At 66.6% G+C, this 23,366-nt stretch carries 19 protein-coding genes and 1 pseudogene; 8 read left to right on the top strand and 12 right to left on the bottom strand.

Translation table 11 applies throughout. From position 1 onward, the window contains the following. From AC1DYD_RS15645 to AC1DYD_RS15635, 3 genes are all read left to right on the top strand, one after another. Positions 1 to 810, top strand: coding sequence for an SDR family NAD(P)-dependent oxidoreductase (locus AC1DYD_RS15645; protein WP_478173666.1), 810 nt, complete (start codon positions 1 to 3; stop codon positions 808 to 810). 73 nt (positions 811 to 883) lie between these two features. Then, on the top strand, positions 884 to 2,593 hold the full coding sequence (locus AC1DYD_RS15640) for a flavin-containing monooxygenase (protein WP_478173665.1): 1,710 nt from the start codon (positions 884 to 886) through the stop codon (positions 2,591 to 2,593). A 116-nt stretch (positions 2,594 to 2,709) separates the two neighbouring features. Then, positions 2,710 to 3,933 carry an acyl-CoA dehydrogenase family protein gene (locus AC1DYD_RS15635; protein ID WP_478173664.1) on the top strand — a complete coding sequence of 408 codons (1,224 nt, stop codon included), beginning with the start codon at positions 2,710 to 2,712 and terminating at the stop codon, positions 3,931 to 3,933. 39 nt (positions 3,934 to 3,972) lie between these two features. On the opposite strand, the pseudogene AC1DYD_RS15630 reads toward AC1DYD_RS15635, so the two are convergent. The 7 genes and pseudogenes from AC1DYD_RS15630 to AC1DYD_RS15600 all read right to left on the bottom strand — a co-directional run. Beyond that, a pseudogene (locus tag AC1DYD_RS15630) lies at positions 3,973 to 4,117 on the bottom strand (IS5-like element ISCARN85 family transposase); the annotation flags it as partial. Continuing rightward, on the bottom strand, positions 4,108 to 6,423 hold the full coding sequence (locus AC1DYD_RS15625) for a molybdopterin-dependent oxidoreductase (protein WP_478173663.1): 2,316 nt from the start codon (positions 6,421 to 6,423) through the stop codon (positions 4,108 to 4,110). The pseudogene AC1DYD_RS15630 and the gene AC1DYD_RS15625, both read right to left, overlap by 10 nt. Before the next feature lie 44 nt (positions 6,424 to 6,467). After that, positions 6,468 to 7,451: a Bug family tripartite tricarboxylate transporter substrate binding protein gene (locus AC1DYD_RS15620; RefSeq protein WP_478173662.1), complete on the bottom strand. Its 984-nt coding sequence runs from the start codon at positions 7,449 to 7,451 to the stop codon at positions 6,468 to 6,470. 59 nt (positions 7,452 to 7,510) lie between these two features. Next, positions 7,511 to 8,380: a sulfurtransferase gene (locus AC1DYD_RS15615; protein ID WP_478173661.1), complete on the bottom strand. Its 870-nt coding sequence runs from the start codon at positions 8,378 to 8,380 to the stop codon at positions 7,511 to 7,513. Between the two features lie 22 nt (positions 8,381 to 8,402). Continuing rightward, positions 8,403 to 9,395 (bottom strand): Bug family tripartite tricarboxylate transporter substrate binding protein, encoded by a 993-nt coding sequence (locus AC1DYD_RS15610; RefSeq protein ID WP_478173660.1) that lies wholly within the window; start codon positions 9,393 to 9,395, stop codon positions 8,403 to 8,405. 62 nt (positions 9,396 to 9,457) lie between these two features. After that, the gene (gene purB / locus AC1DYD_RS15605) at positions 9,458 to 10,816 is read right to left on the bottom strand and encodes an adenylosuccinate lyase (protein WP_478173659.1); all 1,359 of its coding nucleotides are present in this window, start codon (positions 10,814 to 10,816) and stop codon (positions 9,458 to 9,460) included. A 16-nt stretch (positions 10,817 to 10,832) separates the two neighbouring features. After that, a complete protein-coding gene (locus tag AC1DYD_RS15600) occupies positions 10,833 to 12,311 on the bottom strand; it encodes an FAD-binding oxidoreductase (protein WP_478173658.1) in 1,479 nt (492 codons plus the stop codon). Between the two features lie 274 nt (positions 12,312 to 12,585). On the opposite strand from AC1DYD_RS15600, the gene AC1DYD_RS15595 reads away from it, so the two are divergent. Beyond that, positions 12,586 to 13,380: an IclR family transcriptional regulator gene (locus AC1DYD_RS15595; protein ID WP_478173657.1), complete on the top strand. Its 795-nt coding sequence runs from the start codon at positions 12,586 to 12,588 to the stop codon at positions 13,378 to 13,380. Here AC1DYD_RS15595 and AC1DYD_RS15590 read toward each other — a convergent pair. Then, the gene (locus AC1DYD_RS15590) at positions 13,346 to 14,779 is read right to left on the bottom strand and encodes an MmgE/PrpD family protein (protein WP_478173656.1); all 1,434 of its coding nucleotides are present in this window, start codon (positions 14,777 to 14,779) and stop codon (positions 13,346 to 13,348) included. The genes AC1DYD_RS15595 and AC1DYD_RS15590 overlap by 35 nt on opposite strands. A gap of 72 nt (positions 14,780 to 14,851) precedes the next feature. Between AC1DYD_RS15590 and AC1DYD_RS15585 the strand changes: the two genes are divergently transcribed. After that, the gene (locus AC1DYD_RS15585) at positions 14,852 to 15,724 is read left to right on the top strand and encodes an MBL fold metallo-hydrolase (RefSeq protein ID WP_478173655.1); all 873 of its coding nucleotides are present in this window, start codon (positions 14,852 to 14,854) and stop codon (positions 15,722 to 15,724) included. Between the two features lie 94 nt (positions 15,725 to 15,818). On the opposite strand, the gene AC1DYD_RS15580 is transcribed toward AC1DYD_RS15585, so the two are convergent. The 3 genes from AC1DYD_RS15580 to AC1DYD_RS15570 form a co-directional block, all read right to left on the bottom strand. Next, positions 15,819 to 16,619, bottom strand: coding sequence for an IclR family transcriptional regulator (locus tag AC1DYD_RS15580; protein ID WP_478173654.1), 801 nt, complete (start codon positions 16,617 to 16,619; stop codon positions 15,819 to 15,821). A 41-nt stretch (positions 16,620 to 16,660) separates the two neighbouring features. Then, positions 16,661 to 17,722 (bottom strand): Gfo/Idh/MocA family protein, encoded by a 1,062-nt coding sequence (locus AC1DYD_RS15575; RefSeq protein WP_478173653.1) that lies wholly within the window; start codon positions 17,720 to 17,722, stop codon positions 16,661 to 16,663. An 86-nt stretch (positions 17,723 to 17,808) separates the two neighbouring features. Then, entirely contained in the window at positions 17,809 to 18,720 is a 912-nt protein-coding gene (locus tag AC1DYD_RS15570) for a helix-turn-helix domain-containing protein (protein ID WP_478173652.1), read from the bottom strand. A gap of 106 nt (positions 18,721 to 18,826) precedes the next feature. Between AC1DYD_RS15570 and AC1DYD_RS15565 the strand changes: the two genes are divergently transcribed. Genes AC1DYD_RS15565 through AC1DYD_RS15555 form a run of 3 tightly spaced genes read left to right on the top strand, consistent with a single transcriptional unit; the run spans position 18,827 to position 21,779 of the window. Further along, the gene (locus AC1DYD_RS15565) at positions 18,827 to 19,642 is read left to right on the top strand and encodes an SDR family NAD(P)-dependent oxidoreductase (RefSeq protein ID WP_478173651.1); all 816 of its coding nucleotides are present in this window, start codon (positions 18,827 to 18,829) and stop codon (positions 19,640 to 19,642) included. 23 nt (positions 19,643 to 19,665) lie between these two features. Beyond that, positions 19,666 to 21,435: an FAD-dependent oxidoreductase gene (locus tag AC1DYD_RS15560; RefSeq protein ID WP_478173650.1), complete on the top strand. Its 1,770-nt coding sequence runs from the start codon at positions 19,666 to 19,668 to the stop codon at positions 21,433 to 21,435. Further along, a complete protein-coding gene (locus AC1DYD_RS15555; RefSeq protein ID WP_478173649.1) occupies positions 21,435 to 21,779 on the top strand; it encodes an NIPSNAP family protein in 345 nt (114 codons plus the stop codon). The genes AC1DYD_RS15560 and AC1DYD_RS15555 overlap by 1 nt, the downstream gene beginning before the upstream one ends. Here AC1DYD_RS15555 and AC1DYD_RS15550 read toward each other — a convergent pair. Then, positions 21,776 to 23,362, bottom strand: a complete 1,587-nt coding sequence (locus AC1DYD_RS15550) for an acyl CoA:acetate/3-ketoacid CoA transferase (protein ID WP_478173648.1) — start codon at positions 23,360 to 23,362, stop codon at positions 21,776 to 21,778. The genes AC1DYD_RS15555 and AC1DYD_RS15550 overlap by 4 nt on opposite strands. Positions 23,363 to 23,366 lie beyond the last annotated feature (4 nt).

Here is a 23,366-nt window from a genome sequence, read left to right as displayed (position 1 = left end):
ATGACCAAGGATTCCCACGGCATGCGGATCATCCTGACCGGCGCGGCGCGCGGCATCGGACGGGCGATGGCCGAGCGGCTGGCGCGCGATTCGCTGCAGCGCCACGGCCTGCCGGCGCGCATGGTGCTGGCCGATCTTCATCGCGATGAACTCGAATCGCTGGCCCGGGAGTTGCGCCAGGACGGCGCCGAGGTGCAGGCGATCGCGGCCGACATGGCCGACCCGGCGGCACCCGCGCGGCTGGTGGCGGCCGCGGCGGAGTTCGGCGGCCTGGACGCCGTCGTCAGCAACGCCGGCTTCGCCATTCCAGCGCCCTTGCTCGAGGCGCGCCTGGAGGACTGGGACCAGGTGTTCGCCGTGCACGTGCGCGCCGCCTGGCTGCTGGGACGCGCGGCCCACCCCCTGCTCAAGGCCGCCCGGGGCAGCATGGTGGTCACGACGTCGATCTCGGGCAGCCACCCGACCGCGCCGCTGGCCGCCTACAGCCCCAGCAAGGCGGCGGCGCTGATGCTGGTGCGGCAGATGGCGCTCGAATGGGGGCCCGACGGCATCCGCGTCAACGCGCTGTCGCCCGGCATCACCGAAACCCCGGGCACCGCGGCGGTCTATGCGGATCCCCAAGCCCGCGCCCAGCGCGAAGCCCGCGTGCCGCTGCGTCGCATCGCCCGGGCCGAGGACATGGCGAACGCGCTGTCTTTCCTGGTCGGCCCCGACGCCGGCTACGTGAGCGGCACCGACCTCTTGGTCGATGGCGCGCTGTCCAGCGTGCTGATGGGCAGCTTGAACATGGCCGGCTGGAACTCCGGCTGACCCGGCCTCGTGCCGAACGAAACCGCCCTGGCGCGGCAACCACTTGTTGACCAGAACCTCCATGGAGATGCGCATGAACGCCGACACTGCAAAGAATTCCCCCGCCGCCTTCGGTCAGAGCGAGCCAGGCACCCGACGCGTCGACGTCCTCGTGGTCGGCGGCGGCTTTGGCGGCATGTACGCCGTCTACCGCTTCCGCGAGATGGGCCTCAGCCTGCAGGCCTTCGAGGCGGGCGGCGACGTGGGTGGCGTCTGGTACTGGAACCGCTACCCGGGCGCACGGGTCGACCTGCCCAGCATCGACTACAGCTACTCCTTCTCGCCAGAGATCGAGCAGGAATGGACCTGGTCGGAGCAGTTCGCGGCCCAGCCCGAGCTGCTGCGCTACATCGACTTCGTCGCCCAAAAACTCAGCCTGCGCCCGCACTTCCAATTCAACACGCGCGTCAACCGGGCCAGCTGGGACGCAGCGCGCGCGCTGTGGGTGCTCCGGACCGACCGGGGCGAGACCTGGGAGGCGCCGTACTGCGTCATGGCGACCGGCCCGCTGTCGATTCCGAAGGAGCCGGACATCCCCGGCGTGAAACGTTTCAAGGGCCGCCTGCTGCATGCCGCCAAGTGGCCGCACGAACCCGTCAGCTACGAGGGCCAGCGTGTGGGCGTGATCGGCACCGGCTCGACCGGGATCCAGATCGTGCAGGAGATCGGCCCGCAGGCCGGCGAACTCTTCGTCTTCCAGCGCACGCCGAGCTTCACCATGCCGATGCGCAATGTCGACCTCGACGCCGAGTACATGGCCGAGGTCAAGCGGCACTACCCGGGCATCCGCGAGGCCGCACGCAACAGCGCCGTCGGCGGCACGCGGCCGCAATCGACGCGGGCCTTCTTCAGCGTCACCAGGGCCCAGCGCCAGGCCTTGCTCGAAGACGCCTGGAAGCAGGGGGGGCTGGCCATGCTCGGCACCTTCTCGGACCTGATGCTCAACGAGGAAGCGAATGAGCAAGTGGCGGAGTTCGTGCGCAACAGGATCCCCGAGGTCGTCAAGGACCCGGTGACCGCCGAGAAGCTCAAGCCCAAGGGCTATCCGATCTTCGCCCGCCGGCCCTGTCTGGACTCCAGCTATTACGAGACCTACAACCTGCCGAACGTGCATCTGAAGGATTGCCTCACCGACCCGATCGTCGAGATCACCGAAAAGGGCGTGCGCACCGAGTCGGGCGAGGTCGAACTCGACATGCTGATCCTCGCCACCGGCTACGACGGACTCACAGGCGCCATGATGGCCTTCGACGTGATCGGACGCGACGGCCGCAAGGTCAACGACAAATGGAAGGACGGCGCGCGTTCGTACCTGGGGCTGATGATGGAGGGCTTCCCGAACCTCTTCATGACCACCGGCCCCAACGGTCCGGCGGCGCTCGCCAACATCATCCGCATCAGCGAGCATGACGTGGACTGGATCGCCGGGGCCATCATGCACATGCACAAGAACGGTCTCAAGACGATCGAGCCCACCCCCAAGGCCGAAGAGGACTGGATGGGCGTCGTGCGCAACCTGGCCAAGCGTTCGCTGATCAACAAGGCCAAGACCTGGTGGGTCGGTGCGAACGTGAAGGACAAGCCGCAAGGGCTGACGCTGTTCACCGGGGGCTTCCATGCCTACCGGCAGTACACGGGGGCGGCCGTGCAGGACGGGTACGCCAGCTTCAGCTTCGGGCCGGCGAAGGCCGAGGCGGAGCCCGAGCCGCGATTCGCTGCGGCGGATCCGGTGGCGGGGGTCTAGGGCAGGCCCTGGCCGTCGCGTCACACGCGAGACGGCATCCTGGCGCCGGCCGCGTTCTAATCGCGGACACCGAGCGCCAGGACCGGACGCCACCCTCAAGAAGCGAAGGACACACCATGTTTGCCGAACCCTCCCCCAAGACACGCGATCTGCTGCAGCGCCTGCGGCAATTCTTCGACCAGCACATCTATCCCAACGAAGCGCGCTATCACGAAGAGATGAATGCTTTTCGTCGCCAGGGCGATGCCTGGCAAGTCTCGCCGCTGATCGAGGAACTCAAGCCGCTGGCCCGCGCCGCCGGACTCTGGAACATGTTCCTGCCGCACGAGCACCGCGGCGTGCCGGGAATCTCGAACCTGGACTACGCGCCGCTGTGTGAAGTGATGGGACGTGTCTCGTGGTCGGGCGAGGTCTTCAACTGCTCGGCGCCCGACACCGGCAACATGGAAACCATCGAACGCTATGGCACCGAGGCGCAGAAGGACCAGTGGCTCGAACCGCTGCTTGCCGGCGAGATCCGCTCGGGCTTCCTGATGACCGAGCCGGCCGTGGCATCCTCGGACGCCACCAACATCCAGTGCACCATCAGGCGAGACGGCGATGAATATGTGATCAACGGCCGCAAGTGGTTTTCGTCAGGCGCTGGAAGTCCGCGTTGCAAGATATTCATCGTGATGGGCAAGACCGACACCGAGGCGCCGCGCCATGCGCAGCAATCGATGGTGCTGGTGCCGCGCGACACGCCCGGCGTGAGCGTGCTGCGGCACCTCTCGGTGTTCGGCTACGACGATGCACCGCATGGCCACATGGAGGTTTTGCTGGAAAACGTGCGCGTGCCAGTCAGCAATATTCTTCTGGGCGAAGGCCGTGGCTTCGAGATCGCCCAGGGCCGCCTGGGCCCGGGACGCATCCACCATTGCATGCGTTCCATCGGCGCTGCCGAGCGCGCGCTGGAGATGATGTGCGACCGGCTTCGTTCGCGCATCGCCTTCGGAAAGCCTCTGGCCGAGCAATCCGTCTGGCATGAACGCATCGCCGAGTCGCGCTGCATGATCGATCAGGCGCGGCTGCTGACGCTGAACGCTGCGTACAAGATGGACACGGTCGGCAACAAGGAAGCGCGTGCCGAGATCGCCATGATCAAGGTGGTGGCCCCCAACATGTCGTGCAAGGTGGTCGACTGGGCGATCCAGGCGCACGGCGCGGCCGGTGTCAGCCAGGACTTCTGGCTGGCCGAGGCCTATGCGCACCAGCGCACCGTGCGCATCGTCGACGGTCCGGACGAAGTGCACCGCAATGCCATCGCCAAGCTTGAATTGTCCAAGCAGCCTGTGGCGTAAAGGAAAAGGCTTCGGCGTCACCCGGGGCCAAGGCGCGGCCGGCGACAAGGAAAACGTTACGGCCGTTCGAGCATCCGCAGCAACCCTATGAATCTTGGTGGTCCACCCGCCTGTGGATTTGCCGATGGACTGGGGGCCGTTCTTTTTAGCACCCCCGTGCCATCGGATGCACCTTCAAGCTTCGAACGATGAGACAGCCACCGGTGGCTCGAAGGCGCGGATTGGAGGCAGCGCGCCGTCATAGCGCTTGATCTGCACGGTGCCGAGTTGCCCCGCGCAACCCTGTGCCAGCGACGAGGTACCGATGTCGCGCGTCAGCACATTGGGATTGCCGTGCGCGCACATCGGGCGGCCCTGGTCGTCCAGCGCCGGGTCGTACCAGGCGCCGGTGGGCAGCTGCACCACGTCCTCGCGCATCTCAACCGACAGGTGGGCGCTGGCCAGGCAGGCGCCGATCTCGTTGAACAGCTGCACGATGTCGCCCTCCTGAATGCCGCGCGCTGCGGCCGTTGCCGTGTGCAGCGTACAGACCTCGCGGCCCTGGCGCTTGCTGACCTGGCTGTGCGCGCCGAAGTCGAGCTGGCTGTGCAGCTTGGTGTGCGGCTGGTTGGCGATCAGCCAGAGCGGGTGCTCGGCGGTCGGGGCGAACTTCGGCGGCAGCCACGCCGGGTGGCCGGGGCAGTCGGCATAGCCGAAGGCGGCGATCGTGGGCGAGCTGACCTGCACTTTGCCGCTGGGCGTGGGCAGCGGCGCGCCCACGGGGTCATCCCGGAAGGCGCGCAGGATGCCGCCGTCGTCGTCGCGCTGTGGCAGCATGAGCTTGCCGCGCTGCCAGAACTCGTCGAAGGAGGGAGCCTCCAGGCCCAGCCCTTCGAGCCCGGCGCGGGTGCGCTCATACAGGTGGGCCAGCCATTCGCGCGTCGTGCGGCCCTCGCTGAAGGCCTTGAGCCCGCCCAGGCGTCCGGCCAGATCGCAAAAGATGTCGTAGTCGTCGCGGCTCAACCCGTGCGGTTCGGCGATGCGGTGCATCGCCACCACCATCGGGTCGGTGGGCGTTGCGCCGATGTCCTCACGCTCCAGCGTCATGGTGCAGGGCAGCACGATGTCGGCGTGCCGGGCGGTCGCGGTCCAGGCGATCTCGTGCACCACGAAGGTATCGAGCGTCCGGAAGGCCTCGGCCAGCCGGGCCAGGTCCTGGTGGTGGTGGAACGGGTTGCCGCCGGCCCAGTACGCCAGGCGAATGTGAGGGTAGCTGCGGCGCTGGCCGTTGTAGTCGAAGGGCTGTCCGGGGTTGAGCAGCATGTCGCTGATCCGCGCGACCGGGATGAACTCCTTCACACCGTTGGTGCCCTGCGGCAGCGCGGCGGCCGGCACCGCGTTGTTGCGCTTGCCGTAGTGGGCCAGGGTGCCGAGCGCGTAGTTGTAGCCGCCACCGGGCAGACCCAGTTGGCCCAGCGCGGCGGCCAGAACCGCCCCCATCCAGACGGGTTGCTCGCCATGCTCGGCGCGCTGAAGCGAATGCGAGACCACGACCAGCGTGCGTTTGCCGACCAGCGAGCGGGCCAGATCCATCAACTGCTGCGCGGGAAGGCCGCAGATTGGGGCGGCCCACGCGCAGTTCTTGGTCACGCCGTCGCTGCGGCCCATGAGGTAGTCCTCAAAGGCTTCCCAGCCGTCGCAGTAGCGGGCGATGAAGTCGTGGTCGTGCGTGCCGTCGCTGACCAACTGGTGCACCAGGGCCAGCATCAGCGCCGTATCGGTATTGGGCACGGCAGGCAGCCATTCGAACTGCGCCTCTTCGGGCAGGTCGCTCTTGAGTGGGCTGATGGAAACGAAGCGGCAGCCGCGGGCCGCCGCGTCGCGCATGGCATTGCGCTCGATGTGGCGGCTGATGCCGCCCGAGGCCACGCGCGAGTTCTTCAGCGCCATGCCGCCGAACGCCAGCACCACGTGGGTGTGCTCGACGATCTGCTCCCAGGTCACGTTGCGGCGCGCCACCTCTTCCATCGTGCCGATGACGTGCGGCAGCATCGGGCCGGAGGCGCCGGCGCTGTAGCTGTTGACCGAGCGCACGTAGCCGCCCAGCGTCGTGTTGAGGAACCGGTGCACCTGGCTCTGCGCATGATGGAAGCGCCCCGCGCTCGACCAGCCGTAGGAGCCGCCGAACACTGCGCCCGCACCGTGCTGGTCCTTCACGCGCTGCAGTTCCTTCGCCAGCAGGTCCAGCACCTCGTTCCAGGGCATGGCGACATAGTCGTCCTGGCCGCGCATCGGGTCGGGCCCCGGGCCGCGCTCCAGCCACCCCTTGCGCACCATGGGCGTGGTGACGCGCGCCCGGTGGTGCAGCGCATCGGGGAAGTTGTCGATCAGCGGGTTCGGGTCCGGATCGTCCGGATTCGGCTTTACCGCCAGCGTATGACCGTCCCAGGCGGCTGAGAAGACGCCCCAGTGGGAGCTATGGGGCAGGAAGATGGGCGTCTCGGTACTCATGATTCTTTCGCTTGAAGCGTTGCGAAGGCTGGGGGCTGTGTCTCCTACTCGGCCTTCAGGTTCCCTCGCTCCACGGCGCGCTTGTAGTTGGCAATGTCCTTGACGATGAAGTCGCGGAACTGGGTCCCGGTCAGCGTGGCTTCCTGGGCGCCGTCGGCGCGATAGACCTTGAGCACTTCAGGATCCTTCATCGCCTCCTTGACTGCGCGCCCGAGGACGTCGATCACCTCCTTGGGCGTGCCGGCTGGCGCGGCCAGTCCGTACCACTGCGTCATCACGACGTCGATGCCGGATTCCTTGAGCGTGGGAACATCCGGCAGCGAGGGCACGCGCCTCGGGCTGCTCACGGCCAACAGCCTGAGCTTGCCGCCGGCGATCTGGCCCATCAGCGGGGTGTACGGCGCGAAGAAGCTCGACACCTGGCCGCCATAGAGGTCGTTGAGCGCCAGGCCCGAACCCTTGTAGGGGATGTGGAGGATGTCGAGTCCGGCGTCCTGCTTGACCATCTCCATCACGATCTGCGAGGAGCCGCCGGTGCCGGTGGAGGCATAGGTGAGCTTGCCGCTCTTGGCCGCGCTCAGGTAGTCCTTCATCGACTTGATGCTGGAGTTGCTTCCCACCATCAGGCCGAAGGGCGTCTCCACCAACTGCGCGATGGGCACGAAGTCTTCGGGCACCTTGTAGGACAGGTTGCTGCGCACCGCGGGGGCGCTGCCCATGTTGCCGCTCATGGCCAGGATCAGCGTGTATCCGTCCGGCCGCGCGCGCGCTACCGTTTCGGCCGCGATGTTGCCGCCGGCACCGGCCTTGTTGTCCACGATGACCGCCTGGCCGATGTGTCGGGCCAACGCGTTGGCGATGGTGCGGCCATACAGGTCTCCGCCGCCGCCGGGCGGGAATCCCACCACCAACTTGATCGGCTGCTCGGGGTAGGCGGCATGAGCGGTGCCGGCAAGAGCGACGAAGCCCGCCACGGCGAACAGGGCGGCCGAGCGGCGCAGGAACTGGCTCCTTGCTCTTGTTTGCATGAAAGTGTCTCCGGATTCATGAGGCTAGGGATAGCAAGCAGGAGCGACAGGAGGGCGTGTCAGGCCGCAGGGCCGGTCGCGATCGGCGCGCCGGGCTGGGCGCTCCACTCGCTCCACGAGCCGGGATAGAGCGCCGCCCCCTTCAGTCCCGCCACCTCCATCGCCAGCAGGTTGTGGCATGCGGTGACGCCCGAGCCGCACTGGTTCACCAGCGCCGATGCAGGCTTGCCGCCAGTGATGGCGTCGAATTCGGCGCGCAGCCGGTCGGCGGTCTTGAAGCGGCCATCGGCGACCAGGTTGTCTTTGAACAGACGGTTCTTCGCGCCAGGGATGTGCCCGCCGACCGGGTCCATGGTTTCGTTCTCGCCGCGGAAACGGTCGGGGGCGCGGGCGTCCAGCACCAGCTTCTCCCCGCTGGCGATGTTGGCCTTCATCTGCTCGTAGGACAGGGTGGAGACCAGGGGGGCGCGCAATGCAAAGTGGCCGGGCGGCCGCGTGGCGGGCGCCGCGGTCGAGATCGCCTGGCCGGCGGCCTTCCAGGCGGCAATCCCGCCGTCGAGCACGGCGACGTCACGGTGGCCGGCCCAGCGCAGCATCCACCACAAGCGCGCCGCATACATGCCACCGGCGTTGTCGTAGGCCACGACCTGGGTGTCGCCATTCATGCCCAACGCGACCATGGTGGCGGCGAAGGCTTCGCGGCTGGGCAGCGGGTGGCGGCCGTTCTTGCCGGTCTTCTCGGCCGACAGGGCGTGCTCCAGGTGAAGGTAGGCCGCACCCGGGACATGGCCCGCGTCGTAGGCCTGCCGGCCTGCGTCGAGATGGGTCAGCTCGAAGCTGCAGTCCAGCACCATCGGGGGCGTGGCACCTTTCTGCGCAGCGGCGAGTTGGTCGACCGAGATGAGGGTGTCGTAGCGCATGCGGTTCATTCCTTGAAATCAGCGAGGGGGTTTACGGGGAGATCTCCTTCATCAGCGCGGGCGTGATCGCGGCCTTGTAGCGCGCGATGTCCTCGACGATGAAGCTGCGAAAGCCGTCCATCGGCAGTTCGCGTTCGGAAGCGGCGTCCTTGCGGATCGCGTTGCGCACCTCCGGTGTGGCCAGTGCGCGGCTCAGGTGGTCGGACAGCACCTTCACCACGGCCTGCGGCGTGCCGGCGGGCGCCACCAGTCCGTACCACTGCGTCACCGGCACGTTCACGCCCAGCTCCTGAAAGGTCGGCACCTCCGGGATCGCCGGATTCCGCTTGGCACCGGTGATCGCCAGCAGCCGCAACTGGCCTTGGCGGACCTGGCCGACCAGCGGCGATGCGGTGGCGAAGAAGCTGTCGACCTGGCCGCCGAGCATGTCGGTGATGGCCGGGCCCGACCCCTTGTAGGGCACATGCAGCATGTCCACGCGGGCTTCTTGCTTGACCATTTCCATGCCGATGTGGGCCGCCGCGCCGGTGCCGGTGGAGGCAAAGCTCAGCTTCTGCGTTTTGGCCGCGTCGAGCAGTTCGCGCGCCGTCTTGAAGCGCGAGTTGTGTCCGACGAAGAGCCCGTGCGGCGCCTCCAGGATCAGGCCGATCGCGGCGAAGTCGTCCGGCACCTTGTAGGGGATGCTCTGCGGCCTGAGCGCAGGTGAGACGGCCAGGTTGCCGCTCATGGCAAGCAGGATGGTGTAGCCATCGGGCTTGGCCTTGGCGACGATGTCGGCGGCAATGTTGCCGCCGGCGCCGGCGCGGTTGTCGACCACCACCGTCTGTCCGAGCGTCTTGCCCATGGCATTGGCGATCAGCCGTCCGTACAGGTCGCCGCCGCCGCCGGGCGGGAAACCGACCACGAGCTTGACGGGCTGCTCGGGAAAGGCGACCTGGGCCGCCGGCGCCGCGCCGGCGATGACGCCGGCAAAGGCCAGCGCAAAGACACCGAGGCGGCGACGGGTCCGGGCAGTGGGGTTCATTTCTGTCTCCTGTCTTTTTGTGATCTGCGGGGCTGTGGTCTGAGGCCCCGCGCGCCGGGCGGTCAGCCCAGCCAGGCCTTCTGTGCGGCCACGACGCGGTCCACCGAGGTGCTGCACTGGCCCAGGTAGGCCGAGGGGTCGGTCAAGTCGCGAATCTCGTTGTCGCTCAGCAGCTTGCCGAGGCCTCGGTGCTGGCGCATGGCATCGGCGAAGGTGAGCTTGCTGGTGATGCCGTGCATCGAGGCCTCGTAAATCCACTCGTGCGCGGTTTGCTTGCCCACGCGTTCCGAGAGCTCCAGCATGACCCGCTCGCTCAGCAGGTAGCCGCGCATCTTGTCGAGGTTGGCGGCCATCGCGTCGGCGTTGACCTTGAGCCCAGCCAGCAGGTTCTTGGCCTGGAACAGCATGGCGCCGGCGATCATGCAGCATTCGGGCACGGCCTTCCATTCCATCTTCCAGGCGATGCCGTCGCGCTCGCCTTCCTGCACCATGCCCTCGACCATCATTGCGGCGTTGTAGCGCAGCGGGCGCGAGAGTCCGGCCAGGTTCTCGGCCGAGGTCGGGTTGCGCTTGTGCGGCATGGTGGACGAGCCCAGCTTGCCTTCGGAGAAGCCTTCCTCCACCTCGCCGAACTCGTTGCGCTGCATGTTGAAGAGTTCGTTGCCGATCTTCGACAGCGTGCTGCCGGCCATGGCGAGCAAGCTCGTGTATTCGGTGAAGCGATCGCGTGCCGGTGCCCAACTGATCATCGGTACACCCAGCCCCAGCTTCTTCAGCGTCAGGGCTTCGAGCTCGATCGCTTTGGGCCCCAGCGAGGCCTGGCTGCCCACAGCGCCGGCCAACATGCCGACCAGCACGCGTGGCGCGGCCTGTACCAGTCGCTCGTGGTGGCGGCCCAACTCGTCGAGCCATAGCGCGCACTTGTGGCCGAAGGTGATCGGCAACGCCTGCACGCCGTGCGTGCGTGCGGCCATCGGTGTGTCGCGGTGGGCCACGGCCAGGCGCTTGAGCTCCTGTCCCACCGCCTTCAGGTCGCGCATCACCACCGCATGGAATTCCTTCAACTGCAAGGCGACGCCCGTGTCCACCACGTCCTGCGTGGTGGCGCCGTAGTGCACCCATTCCCCGTTTTCATTGGAACAGGCGGCCTGCAGCTGCTTGAGCGCGGGCACCAGCGAATGCTTGATGCGGCGGATCTCGGCCGACATCTTGGCGATGTCGATGTTCTCGACCTTGGCCTTCTCGGCGATCTCCTTGGCGGCGGCGGCGGGGATGATGCCGAGCTCCGCCTGCGCGGCGGCCAGCGCGGCCTCGAAGTCGAGCCATTTCTGGATGCGGTTGTCTTCGCCGAAGATGGCGCGCAGTTCGTCGGTGCCCCAGAGATGCTGGAGCGACTGCATGTCGAATACTGAAACGGGCATGAAAATCCTCTTGGTGTTAGACAGAGGTGATGGAGTCCAGCAGCGCGCGTGGCAGCACGCGACCGGGGTTGAAGGTATTGGCCGGATCCAGCGCGCGCTTGATGCGCGCCATGGCCTCGAGTGCGACCGGGGGCTTGTAGTGCAGGAATGCGGCTTGCTTCTGCCGCCCGATACCGTGTTCGGCGGAGATCGATCCGTTCAACTGCGCAGCCGTCGCATGCACGATGTCGTGCACTGCGTCCTCCTGCGCGCGGAAGTCGGCGTCCGCCATGCCGGCGGGCTTGCTCTGGTTGTAGTGCAGGTTGCCGTCGCCCACATGTCCGAAGCAGACGATGCGGATGCCGGGCATCAACTGCTGCAGCGCCGCACCGGCCCGGGCGATGAAATCGGGAATGCGCGAGATGGCGACGGAGATGTCGTGTTTGATCGACGGACCTTCCAGTCGCTGGGCCTCCGGCACGTGTTCACGCAGCGCCCAGAAGGCATGGGCTTGGCTGTCGGAGGCCGCCAGCGCGGCGTCCAGCACCAGGCCGTCCTCCATCGCTGCACCCAGCATGTCCTCCACCGCGGGCTGCAGGTCCACACGCGCCGACACCTCGGACACGTCGAGCAGAACCGACCAGGGCGGCACATTGCCGAGGGGCGCGCGCATGCCCGTCGTGCCGTGCTTCAGTACCAGTCCCAGCGGGCCGTCACCGATCAGTTCGAACGCGGTCACGCGCTCGCCCACCGCATCGGTCAGGCGCGACAGCAGTTCCACCGCGGCGTGCGGGTCGCGCACCGCAACCCAGGCGGTGATCACCTTGCGCGGCCGCGCGAAGAGCTTGAAGGTGACCGCTGTGACGATGCCGAGCGTGCCTTCGCCGCCGATGAACAACTGCTTGAGGTCGTAGCCCGTGTTGTCCTTGCGCAGTGCGGTCAGCAGGTCGAGCACGCGACCGTCGGCCAGCACGACCTCCAGGCCCAGCACCAGCTCCCGGGTGTTGCCGTATCGCAGCACCTGTTCGCCGCCTGCATTGGTGGAGACCACGCCGCCCACGGTGGCACTGCCTTCGGAGGCGAGGGACAGCGGAAACAGGCGGCCAGCCTTCTCTGCAGCGGCCTGTGCGTCGAGCACGGTGCAGCCGGCCTCGACCGTGAGCGTGTTGTCCAGCGGGTCGACGTGCAGCACGGCGCGCATTCGGTCCAGGCTCACGACCACTTCGGTCCGCGAGCCGTCGGGCGTGGAGCCGCCGACGAGGCCGGTGTTGCCACCCTGCGGCACGATGGGCACACCCGTGGCGGCACAGGCCGCCACCACGCGCGACACCTCGCTGGTGGTGGCCGGGCGCACCACGGCGCGCGCGGCGCCGGGATAGGTGCGACGCCATTCGGCCTCGTAGCGGGCCATGTCGGCCGCGACCGTCAGTACATGGGCAGCGCCCACGATGCCGGCCAGTGTCTCAGCCAGCGCGTCAGTGCGTTGGGCGGCGGGATTGTCGATGGTCGTCGTCATGCAGGAACGCGGGTGGCCTGGCACAGCCGCCGGTCCGATGACCTTGGCGCACCGGAAAACACGCGATGTCTCCGTTGTAAAGAACGCTTCTTTGCCGCCCAGGTATGCTGCGTGCACTGCGCGCAAGGGCTGCTTCTTCTTGTCTCTTGGTGTTTCAATGAATGAAATGCATTTCAATTGATGAAATAATAGGCCGCGTGCCTGACCTTGTCAACGGTGTCGGCCCCAGGAGGGCGCGCGGACGCAATATCTACCCATGAGATCTACATCCCCTTTGAACAAGACGGCTGCCCCGACCTCGGCACGCAAGACCGCGCGGCTGGCTCCGGCTGCCACCTCGATCGAGGCACCAGCGGCCGACATCGGCACGTCGCGCCCACCCTCGGGGGTCCTGGAACGCGGCTTGTCCATCCTCGAGTGCTTTACCGAGGATCGGCTGCGCCTGCAATTGCGCGAGCTGGCAGAGTGCACCGGTCTGGACAAGGCCACGTTGTTACGCCTTCTGGGTGTGCTGGTACGGGCGCGCATGGTCCACCGTTTCGACAACGGAAGCTATTCGCCCGGCCCGGCGCTGCTTCACATGGGCATGCTCTACCGTCGCACCTTCGACGTCGGCTCGCGGCTGCAGCCAGCTCTGCTGGAGGTGATGCGGCAGACAGGGGAGACGGTGGCTTTCTACGTGCGCGATGGCGATGAGCGCGTCTGCCTGTACCGCGAGAACAGCAGCAATGAGGTCCGTCACCATGTGGAGGTGGGCGCACGGCTCAAGCTTTCGGCCGGCGGCTCGTCTTCGCATGTGCTGCGTTACTTCACCGGCGGCAACACGCCCCAGGCTGCGGCGATTGCGCGCGACGGCTTTGCCATCACCCGCGAGGAGCGTGTGCCGCAGATTGCATCGGTGGCCGTGCCGGTGTTCGACAGTGACGGTGTCTTTCAGGGCGCGCTGGTGGTGATCGGCCTCGCGCAGCGGCAGAGTGCGACGGCCCAGCGCAAGGCCGTCCAGGTGGCGCAGCAGGCCCTGGCGGAGCAGGGCTTCAGCAGCCGTCCGCCCCGCGACTGGCTTCGATAGGGCGGACCTTGCCAAACAGCGCGCTGGACGGTGCGCCGGCTGCAGCATCTTGCCCTGCATCCGTGAATCCTTCGCACCAGGCCACCAGCGCGGTGGCTTGACCGTCGTCCATCGCGGGCGCGAAGGTGCGCATGCGTTGCTGCACGCCATCCCAGGTATAGGGGTCTTCCGGATCGCCGCGACGCAGCTCGCGGTAGGACGTGAGCTTCCGTCCGTCGTGCAGCGTGATGCTCACGCGGCTCGGGCGTCGTTGCGGAAAGGCCCGCTGAAACTCATCGTTGGGCTGCACCGACATGCGCGCGGCCAGCGCACGCAGCGTGGCGTTGTCGATGTCCGGCGCCTCGGTGTCGGCGATGCCGAGCACGCCTTTTTGCAGCAGCACCGCCAGCACATAGCGCAGGCAAAAGCTGGCCTCGGCCGGCTTGGCGGGCCACTGCACCCCGGCGATCTTGAGTGCGTGCGGGAAGATATCGATCTCCATCGACTGCACATCGGCCGCACCGATGCCGTGCTCCTCGATCAATGCGCGCGTGGCGTCGAGCGGCGTGAACAGCATCGCGCAGGCTGGCCAGGCCTTGATGGTGGCGGTGTGCAGACGCTCCGGATCATCCAGTCCGCTGTCAATGGCGGCCAATGGCCCTTCGCCCGCCAACGCGGCGTACATGCCGCGCCGGCCGGTGAAGAATGCTCGGGCTCCCGGCAGGCCCGCCTGTGCCGCGTACGCGGCCGTCATGCCGTTGCGCACGGCGAACGCAGGGTGCAGCGACTTGGATTCGTGCGCGCCGTCGTCAACCAGTTGCCAGAGGCCGGCCGCCTGCGTGGCGGCGATGCCCAGCGCATGGTGCAGCCGAGGTGCGTCCAGACCCATCGCCATGCCGGCCGCAGCGGCGGCACCGACGGCTCCGGCCGTGGCCGTCGCGTGGAACAGGCCTGCATGGCGCGTGCCCAGCGCCTCGCCCAGCCGCAGCGCCACTTCGTAGCCTGCGACGATGGCCCGCGCCGCGCGTTCGCGTGTCAGGCGCAGTGGTGCCGCGAGCGCCAGCACCGGCGTGATGGCTACGACGCCGGGGTGCAGCATGGCGGCGCGGTGCGCATCGTCGATCTCGCGCAGGTGCGTGATGCCGGCGTTGACGAAGCCGGCTGCCAGCGGCGTGGCGCCTGCGGGGTCGCTGCCAAACAGCGCCGCGTCGCCGGCACCGGGCATCAACGTGCGTCCCAGGCCGCGCAACGTGGCCGCGGCCGGCATGTCCAGCGTCGACCAGCCGGCCGTGAACCAGTCCAGCAGAGCCTGCGCCAGTCGCGCGCGGGTGACGTCGGGCAACGGCTGCGCCGCCTGATCGTACAGATGCGTCACCAGCGTGGATTCGGGTAGCGCAACGGGAGTGGAAGCTGTGGTCACAGAGAACTCTGCATGTTTTATTCAATGAAATCGCTTTCATTATATAAAATGACGTCTCTCGACGGAGTTGCCATGAGCCTGTCCATCCATTCCTTTTTCGATGCGGCCACCGCCACGTTCTCCCATGTGGTCGATGACGGAGCCGGCGTCTGCGCGGTCATCGACCCGGTGCTGGGTTTCGACCAGACGTCCGGTCGCACCGATCCGCGCCCGGTCGAGGCTGTCGCCGCGTACCTGGAAGCGAAAGGACTGCGGGTGCAGTGGTTGCTCGAGACGCATGCGCATGCGGATCACCTGTCCGGCGCGCCCTGGCTGCAGCGCCGTTTCGGCGGTGCTTTGGCGATCGGCGCGGGTATCACCGCGGTGCAGCGTGGATTCCGTGGCATCTTCAACGCCGACGACATGGACGTGGACGGCTCGCAGTTCAACCGGCTGTTCGCCGATGGCGAGACCTTCTCCATCGGTACATTGCAGGCGCAGGCGCTGCACGTGCCCGGTCATACGCCGGCCGACGTGGCATACCGCATCGCCAATCCGACGGACGACGCGGATGCAGTCTTCATAGGCGACACGCTGTTCATGCCCGACCTGGGCACTGCCCGCTGCGATTTCCCGGGCGGCGATGCGCCCGGTTTGTTTCGGTCGATCCGCCGATTGCTGGCGCTACCACCGCAGACGGCGCTTTATCTCTGTCACGACTATCCGCCAAAGGGCCGCGAAGCGGCCTGCCGTACGACTGTCGCCGACCAACGCGCAAGCAACATCCACGTGCGAGACGGAATGGCCGAGGCCGACTTCGTGGCGCTGCGTCAAGCGCGCGACGCCACGCTTGCGCTGCCGGCGCTGATGTTGCCGTCGGTGCAAGTCAACATGCGCGCCGGCCGCATGCCTGCTCCCGATGCGAACGGCACCTCGTATCTGAAGATACCTGTCGATTTGCTGTAAGAAAGTGGCGCTTCAGCGCAGGCCGCTCGGAATGTCTGGCGGACCCTCAAGGCGTGGCGCTTTCGTTCGACGGAAGCGCACAACGTCGTGCCATTCAATAGGCGTCAGCGCCCACGTGGGCGCGATTGAGCAGTGGCGATGCCGCGCTAACGGCAGCAATTTCGTTGGCGGCCTCGATCAATGCCGGGGCGAGCGCCCGAAGCTTCTTTTCGTTCAGGCGCACGGTCGGCCCAGAAATGACCAACACGCCCACCGCGCCCTTGTTGGGGGGGCGGATGGCCACCGCGACGGACGCCAGCCCTTCTACATAGGTCTCGCTCGTGACGGCATAGCCATCCGCTCGGATTCGGCGTAGCGCTTTCAGCAGCGCGGCAATGGAAGCGGGGGCGTTGGGACCGAAGCGCTCCGGCTTCCCCAGCCCCTGTTTGGCAACGAGTGCAATTGCATCGTCGTCGCTCAATGTCGCGAGCCAGCACTGCCCTGAAGACGTACAAGACAGCTGGGCGTCGATCCCCATGTCGGGGTCGTACTTCAAGCCGCTGCGCGCGCCCTGTGAAAGCGCCACCCAGGTCAGGTGATCCACATCCACCACGCCGAGGCGCACCAGTTCGCCGCTGGATACCGCCAGCCGGTCCAGGATGGGCTGGCACAAATCCACCACACCGGAATACTTCAGGTAGTTGAGGCCGAGAGAAACCAGCTTCGTCGTCAAGACATAGTCTCCGCGCTCTCGCGACTGCCGAACGTAGCCTTGCTCTGCAAGCTCGAGGAGCAGGCGATGGGCCGCGCTGCGCGGCATTTCCAGCTCATCGGCGAGGGTGGCGAGGGAAACGCCGTTCACGTCGGCGGCCAGCCGTTCGAGGATCCCCAGGGTTCTTTGCAATACGCCGGACATTCGGATCTGCCTTCAGCCGCCTCGAGGCGCGCGTGGGTTGTTCAAATAGCCAAGCTTACCGGTTGTCGAGTCCGCGCCGCCTGAAGCACAGCCTGGACCGCCTGCAGGGTCCGCAACGCGTCGGGCCCCGAGCACACCGGCGTCTCCTGACCTTCCGCTACGGCCCGGAAATGGCGCAGCTGTTCCGTGTAGGGGTCAGCGGCGTGGACCGCCGTGCGTTCGTGCGTCAATGGCGCGTGCCAGCCGCGGCTGCCACGGTAGCGCCAGACGTCCAGCCGCGGCAAGGTCAGCGAGCCTTCCGTGCCGGATATGAAATGCGAGTTCACGTCCTGCTGCGCATAGTGTGATGCTTCTCCGGCGGCCAGATCCCAGTTCCACGGCGAGACTGCCGCGTCCGAAACGCACATCGTGCCGAGCGCCCCGTTGGCGAATCGCAGCGTCACTGCCGCAGTGTCCTCGACCTCGAAGCCGCGCAAGGCGTTGGAGGTGAGCGCCTGGACTTCTGCGATTTCGCCCAGCAGGTAGCGCAGCATGTCGATGTCGTGAATCAGATTGATCAGCACCGGGCCTCCGCCCGGCTGCCGCCGCCAAGCCAGGTCGTAGTAGCTGTCGGGCTTGAGCCAGGTCGCCATGGCGTTCACGCTGACCGGGCGGCCCAGCACGCCATCTGCGATGAGCGCCTTGGCCGCACGCATGATCGGATTGTGGCGCCGCTGGTGACCGACCATCAGCGGCACGCCGTGCGCCGTTGCGGCATCGCACAAGCGCTGCGCTTCCTCGGCGTTGTCGGCGACCGGCTTTTCCATCAGGACGGGAAGCCCGCGGGCGATGCAAGCCAGGCCGATTTCGGCATGGGTGGCGTTGGGCGTGGCGACGATCGCGCCCTCGACCGGCGCGCTCGCCAGCATGTCGCGGTAGTCGGCGAACCATGGCACTGCCAGGCGGTCGGCCAGCAGGCGAGCGCCGTCGGTCGGGTCGGCGATGGCGCCTAGCGCGACCGCCTCGTGTCGCGCAAGACGTTCGATGTGCATGCGACCGATGGCACCCGCTCCGATCACGCCGATGGGGAAGCGGGTATGAGGTTCGCAAGCAGATGAAGACATGTCGGATCCCCGATGCAGGTGTTGGAATAACGTTTAATGTCTGAATAGTATTCCAAAACACAAGATCGTGCAGTGGCGTCCTCGCTCTACGGCTTGAGCGTTCGCTCCGGGTGGCGCATGGCCTCGGCCGCGCGAGCTCGGAACTCGCGTGGCGTCATTCCGGTTCGCTTCCGGAAGAATCGACTGAAGTAGGCCTCGTCAGCGAAGCCGAGCCCGTCGGCCAACTGGCGGACGCTGCTCGCGGTATAGACGAGTTCCCGCTGGGCCTCGTGAATCAATCGGGCTTGCACGACGTCCAAGCCAGACATGCCCAGTGCGTCGCGGCAGAGACGTGTCAGTTGGCCCGGGGTGACGCCCAGCTGCGATGCGTACGCCTGCATCGGGAGGTGCTCCTTGAAATGCCGCTCGACGAGGGCCCGGAACTTTTTGATCTGCACGGCCTTGCGTGAAGCGAGCCGCACCGGTTCTGTCGCCTGGATCGCCTGCAGTCGTGCGATCTTCACGAGCAGGGCGATCAACAGCGACATGCCCGCCGCCACATGGCCGGCGGCGTGGAAGCGACTCTCGCGCTCGATCGCCAGGAAGAGTGGCATGAGTTCTTCAATGTCGCGTTCGCTTGGTAGCGCGGTGGCGCCTGGCTTGTGGACCGTCTGCAGCAACTCCGGCATGAGTACGCCGGCCAAGGATTCCAGCGGGCGTTGTGCAGCCGTGATCACCGGGCCGTCGACGTCGGGAGAAAAGTGAAATCCATGCACGGTTTGTGCAGGAATCAGAAGAATGCAGGGCGACGCCAGCTGGATCCGTGCCTGATCGAGCAGCACTTCGACCGAGCCCTGCGTCAGGCAAAGGATCTGGATGAACGCATCGTGCGTGTGGGGTCGGATCTCCCAGTTGTAAGGGAGTGAGCGCTCCGGGATCCATTCGAAATCGAAGAAGCTCTGCCAGGCTGGCAGTGCTTGGTCCCCGTAGAGGGAGTAGTTCGGAATGTCCCTCGCCATGTGATTTCCGTCGAAGCCTGCACGAATTGTCCTGACATTCGCTGGATTCGTCAAAACCAGTCAGCGCGGGCATGCCAACAATTTGGTCTTCGAAAAAGGAGACCTCATGACCCCCAACTCTCGGCCGCACTGGCTCGGCTTGGAAGGACAGGTGTGCGTCGTGACCGGCGCTGCCAGCGGCATCGGCGCTGCCGTCGCCCGCAGCCTGGCGCAGGCAGGCGCAAAGGTCGCGCTGCTCGATCGCGATCTTGCGGGGGCACAGGGCGTGGCCTCGGAACTCGGCGCCTCCGGTCTGGCCGTGCGCTGCGACATCGCGGACGAGGCCAGCGTGGAGGCCGCTGCGCAGCACGTGCGGGCCGAACTCGGCAACTGCCGAGTCCTTGTCAACAACGCCGGCCTGCTACGCCCGGGGGGGTTGGCGGATGTGAGCCTCGCCGACTGGAACCATGTCTTGTCGGTCAACCTCACGGGCTACCTGCTGTGCGCACGGGCCTTCGCAGCGCCCATGCGAGAGGCCGGGTGCGGCAGCATCGTCAATGTGGCTTCCATCTCGGCCCTCTTTCCGCAGACGGGCAGCGGCGCCTACAGCGCCAGCAAGGCGGGCGTGCTGCTGATGTCGCGCCAGATGGCGGTGGAGTGGGGGGCCGAAGGCGTGCGCAGCAACGCCATATGTCCCGGAATGATCCGAACGGCGCTTTCGGCCGGCTTCTACGAGGAGGCCGGCTTCGAGGCCCGTCGCGCCGCCGTGACCGCCAGTCGCCGGATCGGGGAGCCGCAAGACATCGCCGACGTGGCGCTATTCCTTGCCAGCCCGCGTTCGGCTTACGTGAACGGCGCTGAGCTTTCGGTCGACGGTGGCATGTCCTCCATGTTGATGGACATGGTCCCGCGCCCCGGCTTCAACAACGCTGTCGCCAAATGAACCCGCAAACGGAGATCGAGAAAATGTCCCAAGACTTCAAGTGCGATCTGATCGTGATCGGCTCCGGCGCGGCCGGCCTTGCCACCGCCATCACGGCGAGAAAGCGCGGCCTCGATGTGGTGGTGCTGGAGAAGGAGCCGGTGTTCGGCGGCACCACCGCACTTTCCGGGGGCGTGCTGTGGATTCCGATGGGCCCGCATGGCCGCGAGCAGAATCCGGCCGACACGCGGGAGGCCGTGCGAACCTACATGATGCAGGAGACGGGCGCGTTCTACGACGAAGCCGCGGTCGAAGCGTTCCTCGACTTCGGCCCGCGGATGGTCGAGTTCTTCGAACGCGAGACCGACATGAAGTTCGTGCCGACGCTCTATCCCGACTACCACCCCGATGCCGCAGGCGGCGCAGACATCGGTCGCTCGATCCTGGCGGCCCCCTACGACATCCGCGGCCTTGGCAAGGACATGGCGCGCTTGAAGCCCCCGCTGAAGACGATCACCTTCATGGGCATGATGTTCAACTCGTCGAACGCCGACCTGAAACACTTCTTCCAGGCGACGAAGTCACTGACCTCCTTCCTGTACGTCGCCCGGCGACTCGCAACGCACATGAAGGAATTGCTGCTCTACCGTCGCGGCATCAACGTGACCAGCGGCAATGCGCTGGCGGCACGTCTGGCGAAATCCGCGCTGGATCTGGGCATCCCGATCCGCACCAGTTCACCCGCAAGGCAGGTGCTGCTCGAAGGCGGCAAGACAGTCGGCGTGCTCGCGACAGGCCCGCAGGGCGACTACCGGATCACCGCACGCCATGGCGTGGTACTGGCCTGCGGCGGATTTCCGCGCGACATCCAACGCATCGCCAAGGCCTATCCACATGTTCAGCGCGGCGCAGAACACCTGTCGCCCACGCCTGTCGGCAACACCGGCGACGGCCTCGCGATGGCGGAGGCCGCCGGCGGCACGGCCGACATCCGCTTCGCAGACAGCGCGGCTTGGATGCCGGTTTCCCGCGTGGACGATGGCAAAGGCGAAATCGGCGTGTTCCCGCACCTGCTGGACCGCTACAAGCCGGGCGTCATCGGTGTGTTGAAGAACGGCAAGCGCTTCACGAATGAATCGAACTCCTACCACGACGTGGGCGCGGCCATGGTGCGCGCCTGCGCTGGGCAGAAGGAGACAGCGATGTGGCTGGTGTGTGACAAGGAGACGCTCGGCAGGTACGGCATCGGCTTCGTCAAGCCTGCGCCCATGCCAATCGGAAAACACCTTCGCAGCGGTTATCTGATCCGAGGGGCGACGCTGTCCGAACTCGCGAGAAACGCCGGCATCGACCCGGCGGGTCTGGAGGCGACGGTGCGCGCGTTCAACGTCGGCGCGGTCAAGGGTGAGGACCCGGAGTTCGGCCGCGGCACCACCTCGTTCAACCGCTATCTGGCAGACCCCGAGAACAAGCCGAACCCGTGCGTGGCGCCGGTCGAGAAGGGGCCTTTCTTCGCCGTCAAGCTCGTCATGGGAGACCTCGGAACTTTCGACGGCATCAAGACCAGCGTGGTCGGCGAAGTGCTCAAGCGCGACGGCACGCCAATTCCAGGGCTGTATGCCGTCGGCAACGATCGGGCCAGCGTGATGGGCGGAAACTACCCCGGGGCCGGCATCACGCACGGCCCGAACATGACTTTCGGTTTCGTGACCGGCAATCACATTGCCGACAAGGCAGCAGCGCGCAAGAGCGGTGGCCGGACATCTGCAGGCATGGATGCCCGCACCTCAGCGCACAGCGTCGAGGTTGTCTGATGAACGCGATGAACAAGCCGCTCGTCGATCACCGCATCTACACCATCGCGCTGCGCAAGATGCCCGAGTTTCTGGAGGTTTTCAACCGGCTCGCCATGCCGGTTCTGCTGGAGACGCTCGGCCATCCGGTCGGCTTCTACACCGCATGGGTCGGACCGCAGAATCAGTTCGTTCACCTTTGGGGCTATGACGATCTGGCGGATTACGAGCGCCGGTGCCAGGCCCGCGACGCGCACCCGGATTTCCCGGCCTACCTGGCGGCGTCGGGCCACCTGATCACCGCTCAGGAAACGCGGCTGATCAAGCGGGTGGATCTCCCGGGCTGGCGGTTACAGCCCAGCTAGGCTTCCGATGCCAGAAAGTGCTTCGCGGCCATGATCTCGACTTCCTTCGCCATCCTCGGCGTGAACCCCATCTGGTCAAGCACGTCGCGCTGCAGGTCGATGCCCGGCGCAAGCTCAAACAGCTCGATGCCCTGTCGCGTCAACCGAAAGCTGGCGCGCTCGGTCAGGAACAGCACCTGCTGTCCGCGCTGGAGGGCTTGAGGCCCACTGAAGGTGATCTGCTCCACTTGCGCGATGACCTTTCGCACGCTGCCTTGTTGGCGTACGTGCATCCGTCCATCGCCGGTTTCCAGTTTGACGCCCTTGGCCGCGAAGGTGCCGCAGAACACAAGCTTGCGCGCGTTCTGCGCGATGTCGATGAATCCTCCGGGGCCGACCGTCAATCCGCCCAGCCGCGATGCATTGACGCTCCCCTGGGCGTCGAACTCTCCGAAGCCCAGGAAGGCGATGTCCAGGCCGCCGCCAGCGTAGAAATCGAACTGCGTGGCCGCGTCGAGCATGGCGCTGGCGTTGCGCGCGTAGCCGAAGAGCACGCCGTCAAGCAGGGTGCCGCCGTAGGTCCCGTGCTCGATCGTCTGGTAGATGCGGCCCATTTCGCCGCGCGAGGCGATCAGTTTGGCCACGGCATCAGGCACGCCGACGCCGTAGTTCACGACCGGTCGAAGCTTTCCGGTGTTGAACAGCTCCAATGCGGCTCGGCGTGCGATGGCCTGGCGTTCGCCGAATGCCTCGGCCGCCGCCGCCTTCTCGGCTTCGTGGTCGCGCCGTTCGCTGGCGAGGCGTTCGGCGCCGGACAGTTCGCCGCTGAGGGCGGGGTCGAAGGGTATGTCGTAGCTGGCTCGCTGCTCGGCATCGACCACGATGGCATCGACCCAGGCGGCTGGGATCCGCACCTCGCGCGCCTTCAGTGCGCCGTGCGCCAGCCGCTCCTTGACCTGCACGATGACTTTGCCGCCGCTGTTGCGAGCCGCCAGCGCCAGCGATTGGGCATCGAGGTTGGCCGCTTCGTGCTCGAAGCTGATGTTGCCGTCTTCGTCGGCCGCGCTGGCGCGTACCAGTGCGACGTGGATCGGAAAGGGCTTGTAGCGCAAGTACTCGCGCCCGTCCATCTGTACCACCTCCGACAGGTCTTCCTTCGCCGATGCATTCATCTTGCCGCCGCCCTGGCGCGGGTCGCACACGGTGCCCAGGCCGACATGGGTGAACAGGCCGGGGCGGCCGGCGCCGATCTCGCGCATCAGCTGGCTGGAGACGCCGCCTGGCAGGATGTAAGCCTCGATCTTTTCGTCTTCCGCGAGCTTCTGCATCGCGGGCGACCAGACCCAATGTCCGCCGATCACGCGCGCGACCAATCCTTCGTGCGCAAAGCAGTTCATGCCCCTGGTCTTCTTGTCACCGATGCCCAGCGCGTGGATCAGGGTCAGGCGTCGCGGATGTTGCGTGGCAAGGTACCGGGCCTGGACGGCTTCGAACAGGCAGGTGGCTTCCATCAGGCCTCCGCCGCCGCCCATCAAGCCAACCGTGTCGCCGTCGCGGATCAGCGCTGCGGCCTGCGCAGCCGTCATGAATTTTTCGTTGTTCATGGCA

The sequence above is a fragment of the Variovorax sp. P4_B11 genome (genome assembly GCF_056402355.1).
The sequence above is the reverse complement of the archived record's forward strand: the minus strand, read 5'-3'. Positions and strand labels throughout refer to the sequence as shown.

Bases quoted from the DNA above. Each gene is read 5' to 3' on its own strand.
- AC1DYD_RS15620 (WP_478173662.1), bottom strand. From the start codon at position 7,451: ATGCAAACAAGAGCAAGGAGCCAGTTCCTGCGCCGCTCGGCCGCCCTG.
- AC1DYD_RS15585 (WP_478173655.1), top strand. From the start codon at position 14,852: ATGAGCCTGTCCATCCATTCCTTTTTCGATGCGGCCACCGCCACGTTC.
- AC1DYD_RS15580 (WP_478173654.1), bottom strand. From the start codon at position 16,619: ATGTCCGGCGTATTGCAAAGAACCCTGGGGATCCTCGAACGGCTGGCC.
- purB (WP_478173659.1), bottom strand. From the start codon at position 10,816: ATGCCCGTTTCAGTATTCGACATGCAGTCGCTCCAGCATCTCTGGGGC.
- AC1DYD_RS15560 (WP_478173650.1), top strand. From the start codon at position 19,666: ATGTCCCAAGACTTCAAGTGCGATCTGATCGTGATCGGCTCCGGCGCG.
- AC1DYD_RS15640 (WP_478173665.1), top strand. From the start codon at position 884: ATGAACGCCGACACTGCAAAGAATTCCCCCGCCGCCTTCGGTCAGAGC.
- AC1DYD_RS15555 (WP_478173649.1), top strand. From the start codon at position 21,435: ATGAACGCGATGAACAAGCCGCTCGTCGATCACCGCATCTACACCATC.
- AC1DYD_RS15610 (WP_478173660.1), bottom strand. From the start codon at position 9,395: ATGAACCCCACTGCCCGGACCCGTCGCCGCCTCGGTGTCTTTGCGCTG.
- AC1DYD_RS15645 (WP_478173666.1), top strand. From the start codon at position 1: ATGACCAAGGATTCCCACGGCATGCGGATCATCCTGACCGGCGCGGCG.
- AC1DYD_RS15565 (WP_478173651.1), top strand. From the start codon at position 18,827: ATGACCCCCAACTCTCGGCCGCACTGGCTCGGCTTGGAAGGACAGGTG.
- AC1DYD_RS15550 (WP_478173648.1), bottom strand. From the start codon at position 23,362: ATGAACAACGAAAAATTCATGACGGCTGCGCAGGCCGCAGCGCTGATC.
- AC1DYD_RS15635 (WP_478173664.1), top strand. From the start codon at position 2,710: ATGTTTGCCGAACCCTCCCCCAAGACACGCGATCTGCTGCAGCGCCTG.
- AC1DYD_RS15600 (WP_478173658.1), bottom strand. From the start codon at position 12,311: ATGACGACGACCATCGACAATCCCGCCGCCCAACGCACTGACGCGCTG.
- AC1DYD_RS15625 (WP_478173663.1), bottom strand. From the start codon at position 6,423: ATGAGTACCGAGACGCCCATCTTCCTGCCCCATAGCTCCCACTGGGGC.
- AC1DYD_RS15575 (WP_478173653.1), bottom strand. From the start codon at position 17,722: ATGTCTTCATCTGCTTGCGAACCTCATACCCGCTTCCCCATCGGCGTG.
- AC1DYD_RS15570 (WP_478173652.1), bottom strand. From the start codon at position 18,720: ATGGCGAGGGACATTCCGAACTACTCCCTCTACGGGGACCAAGCACTG.
- AC1DYD_RS15615 (WP_478173661.1), bottom strand. From the start codon at position 8,380: ATGAACCGCATGCGCTACGACACCCTCATCTCGGTCGACCAACTCGCC.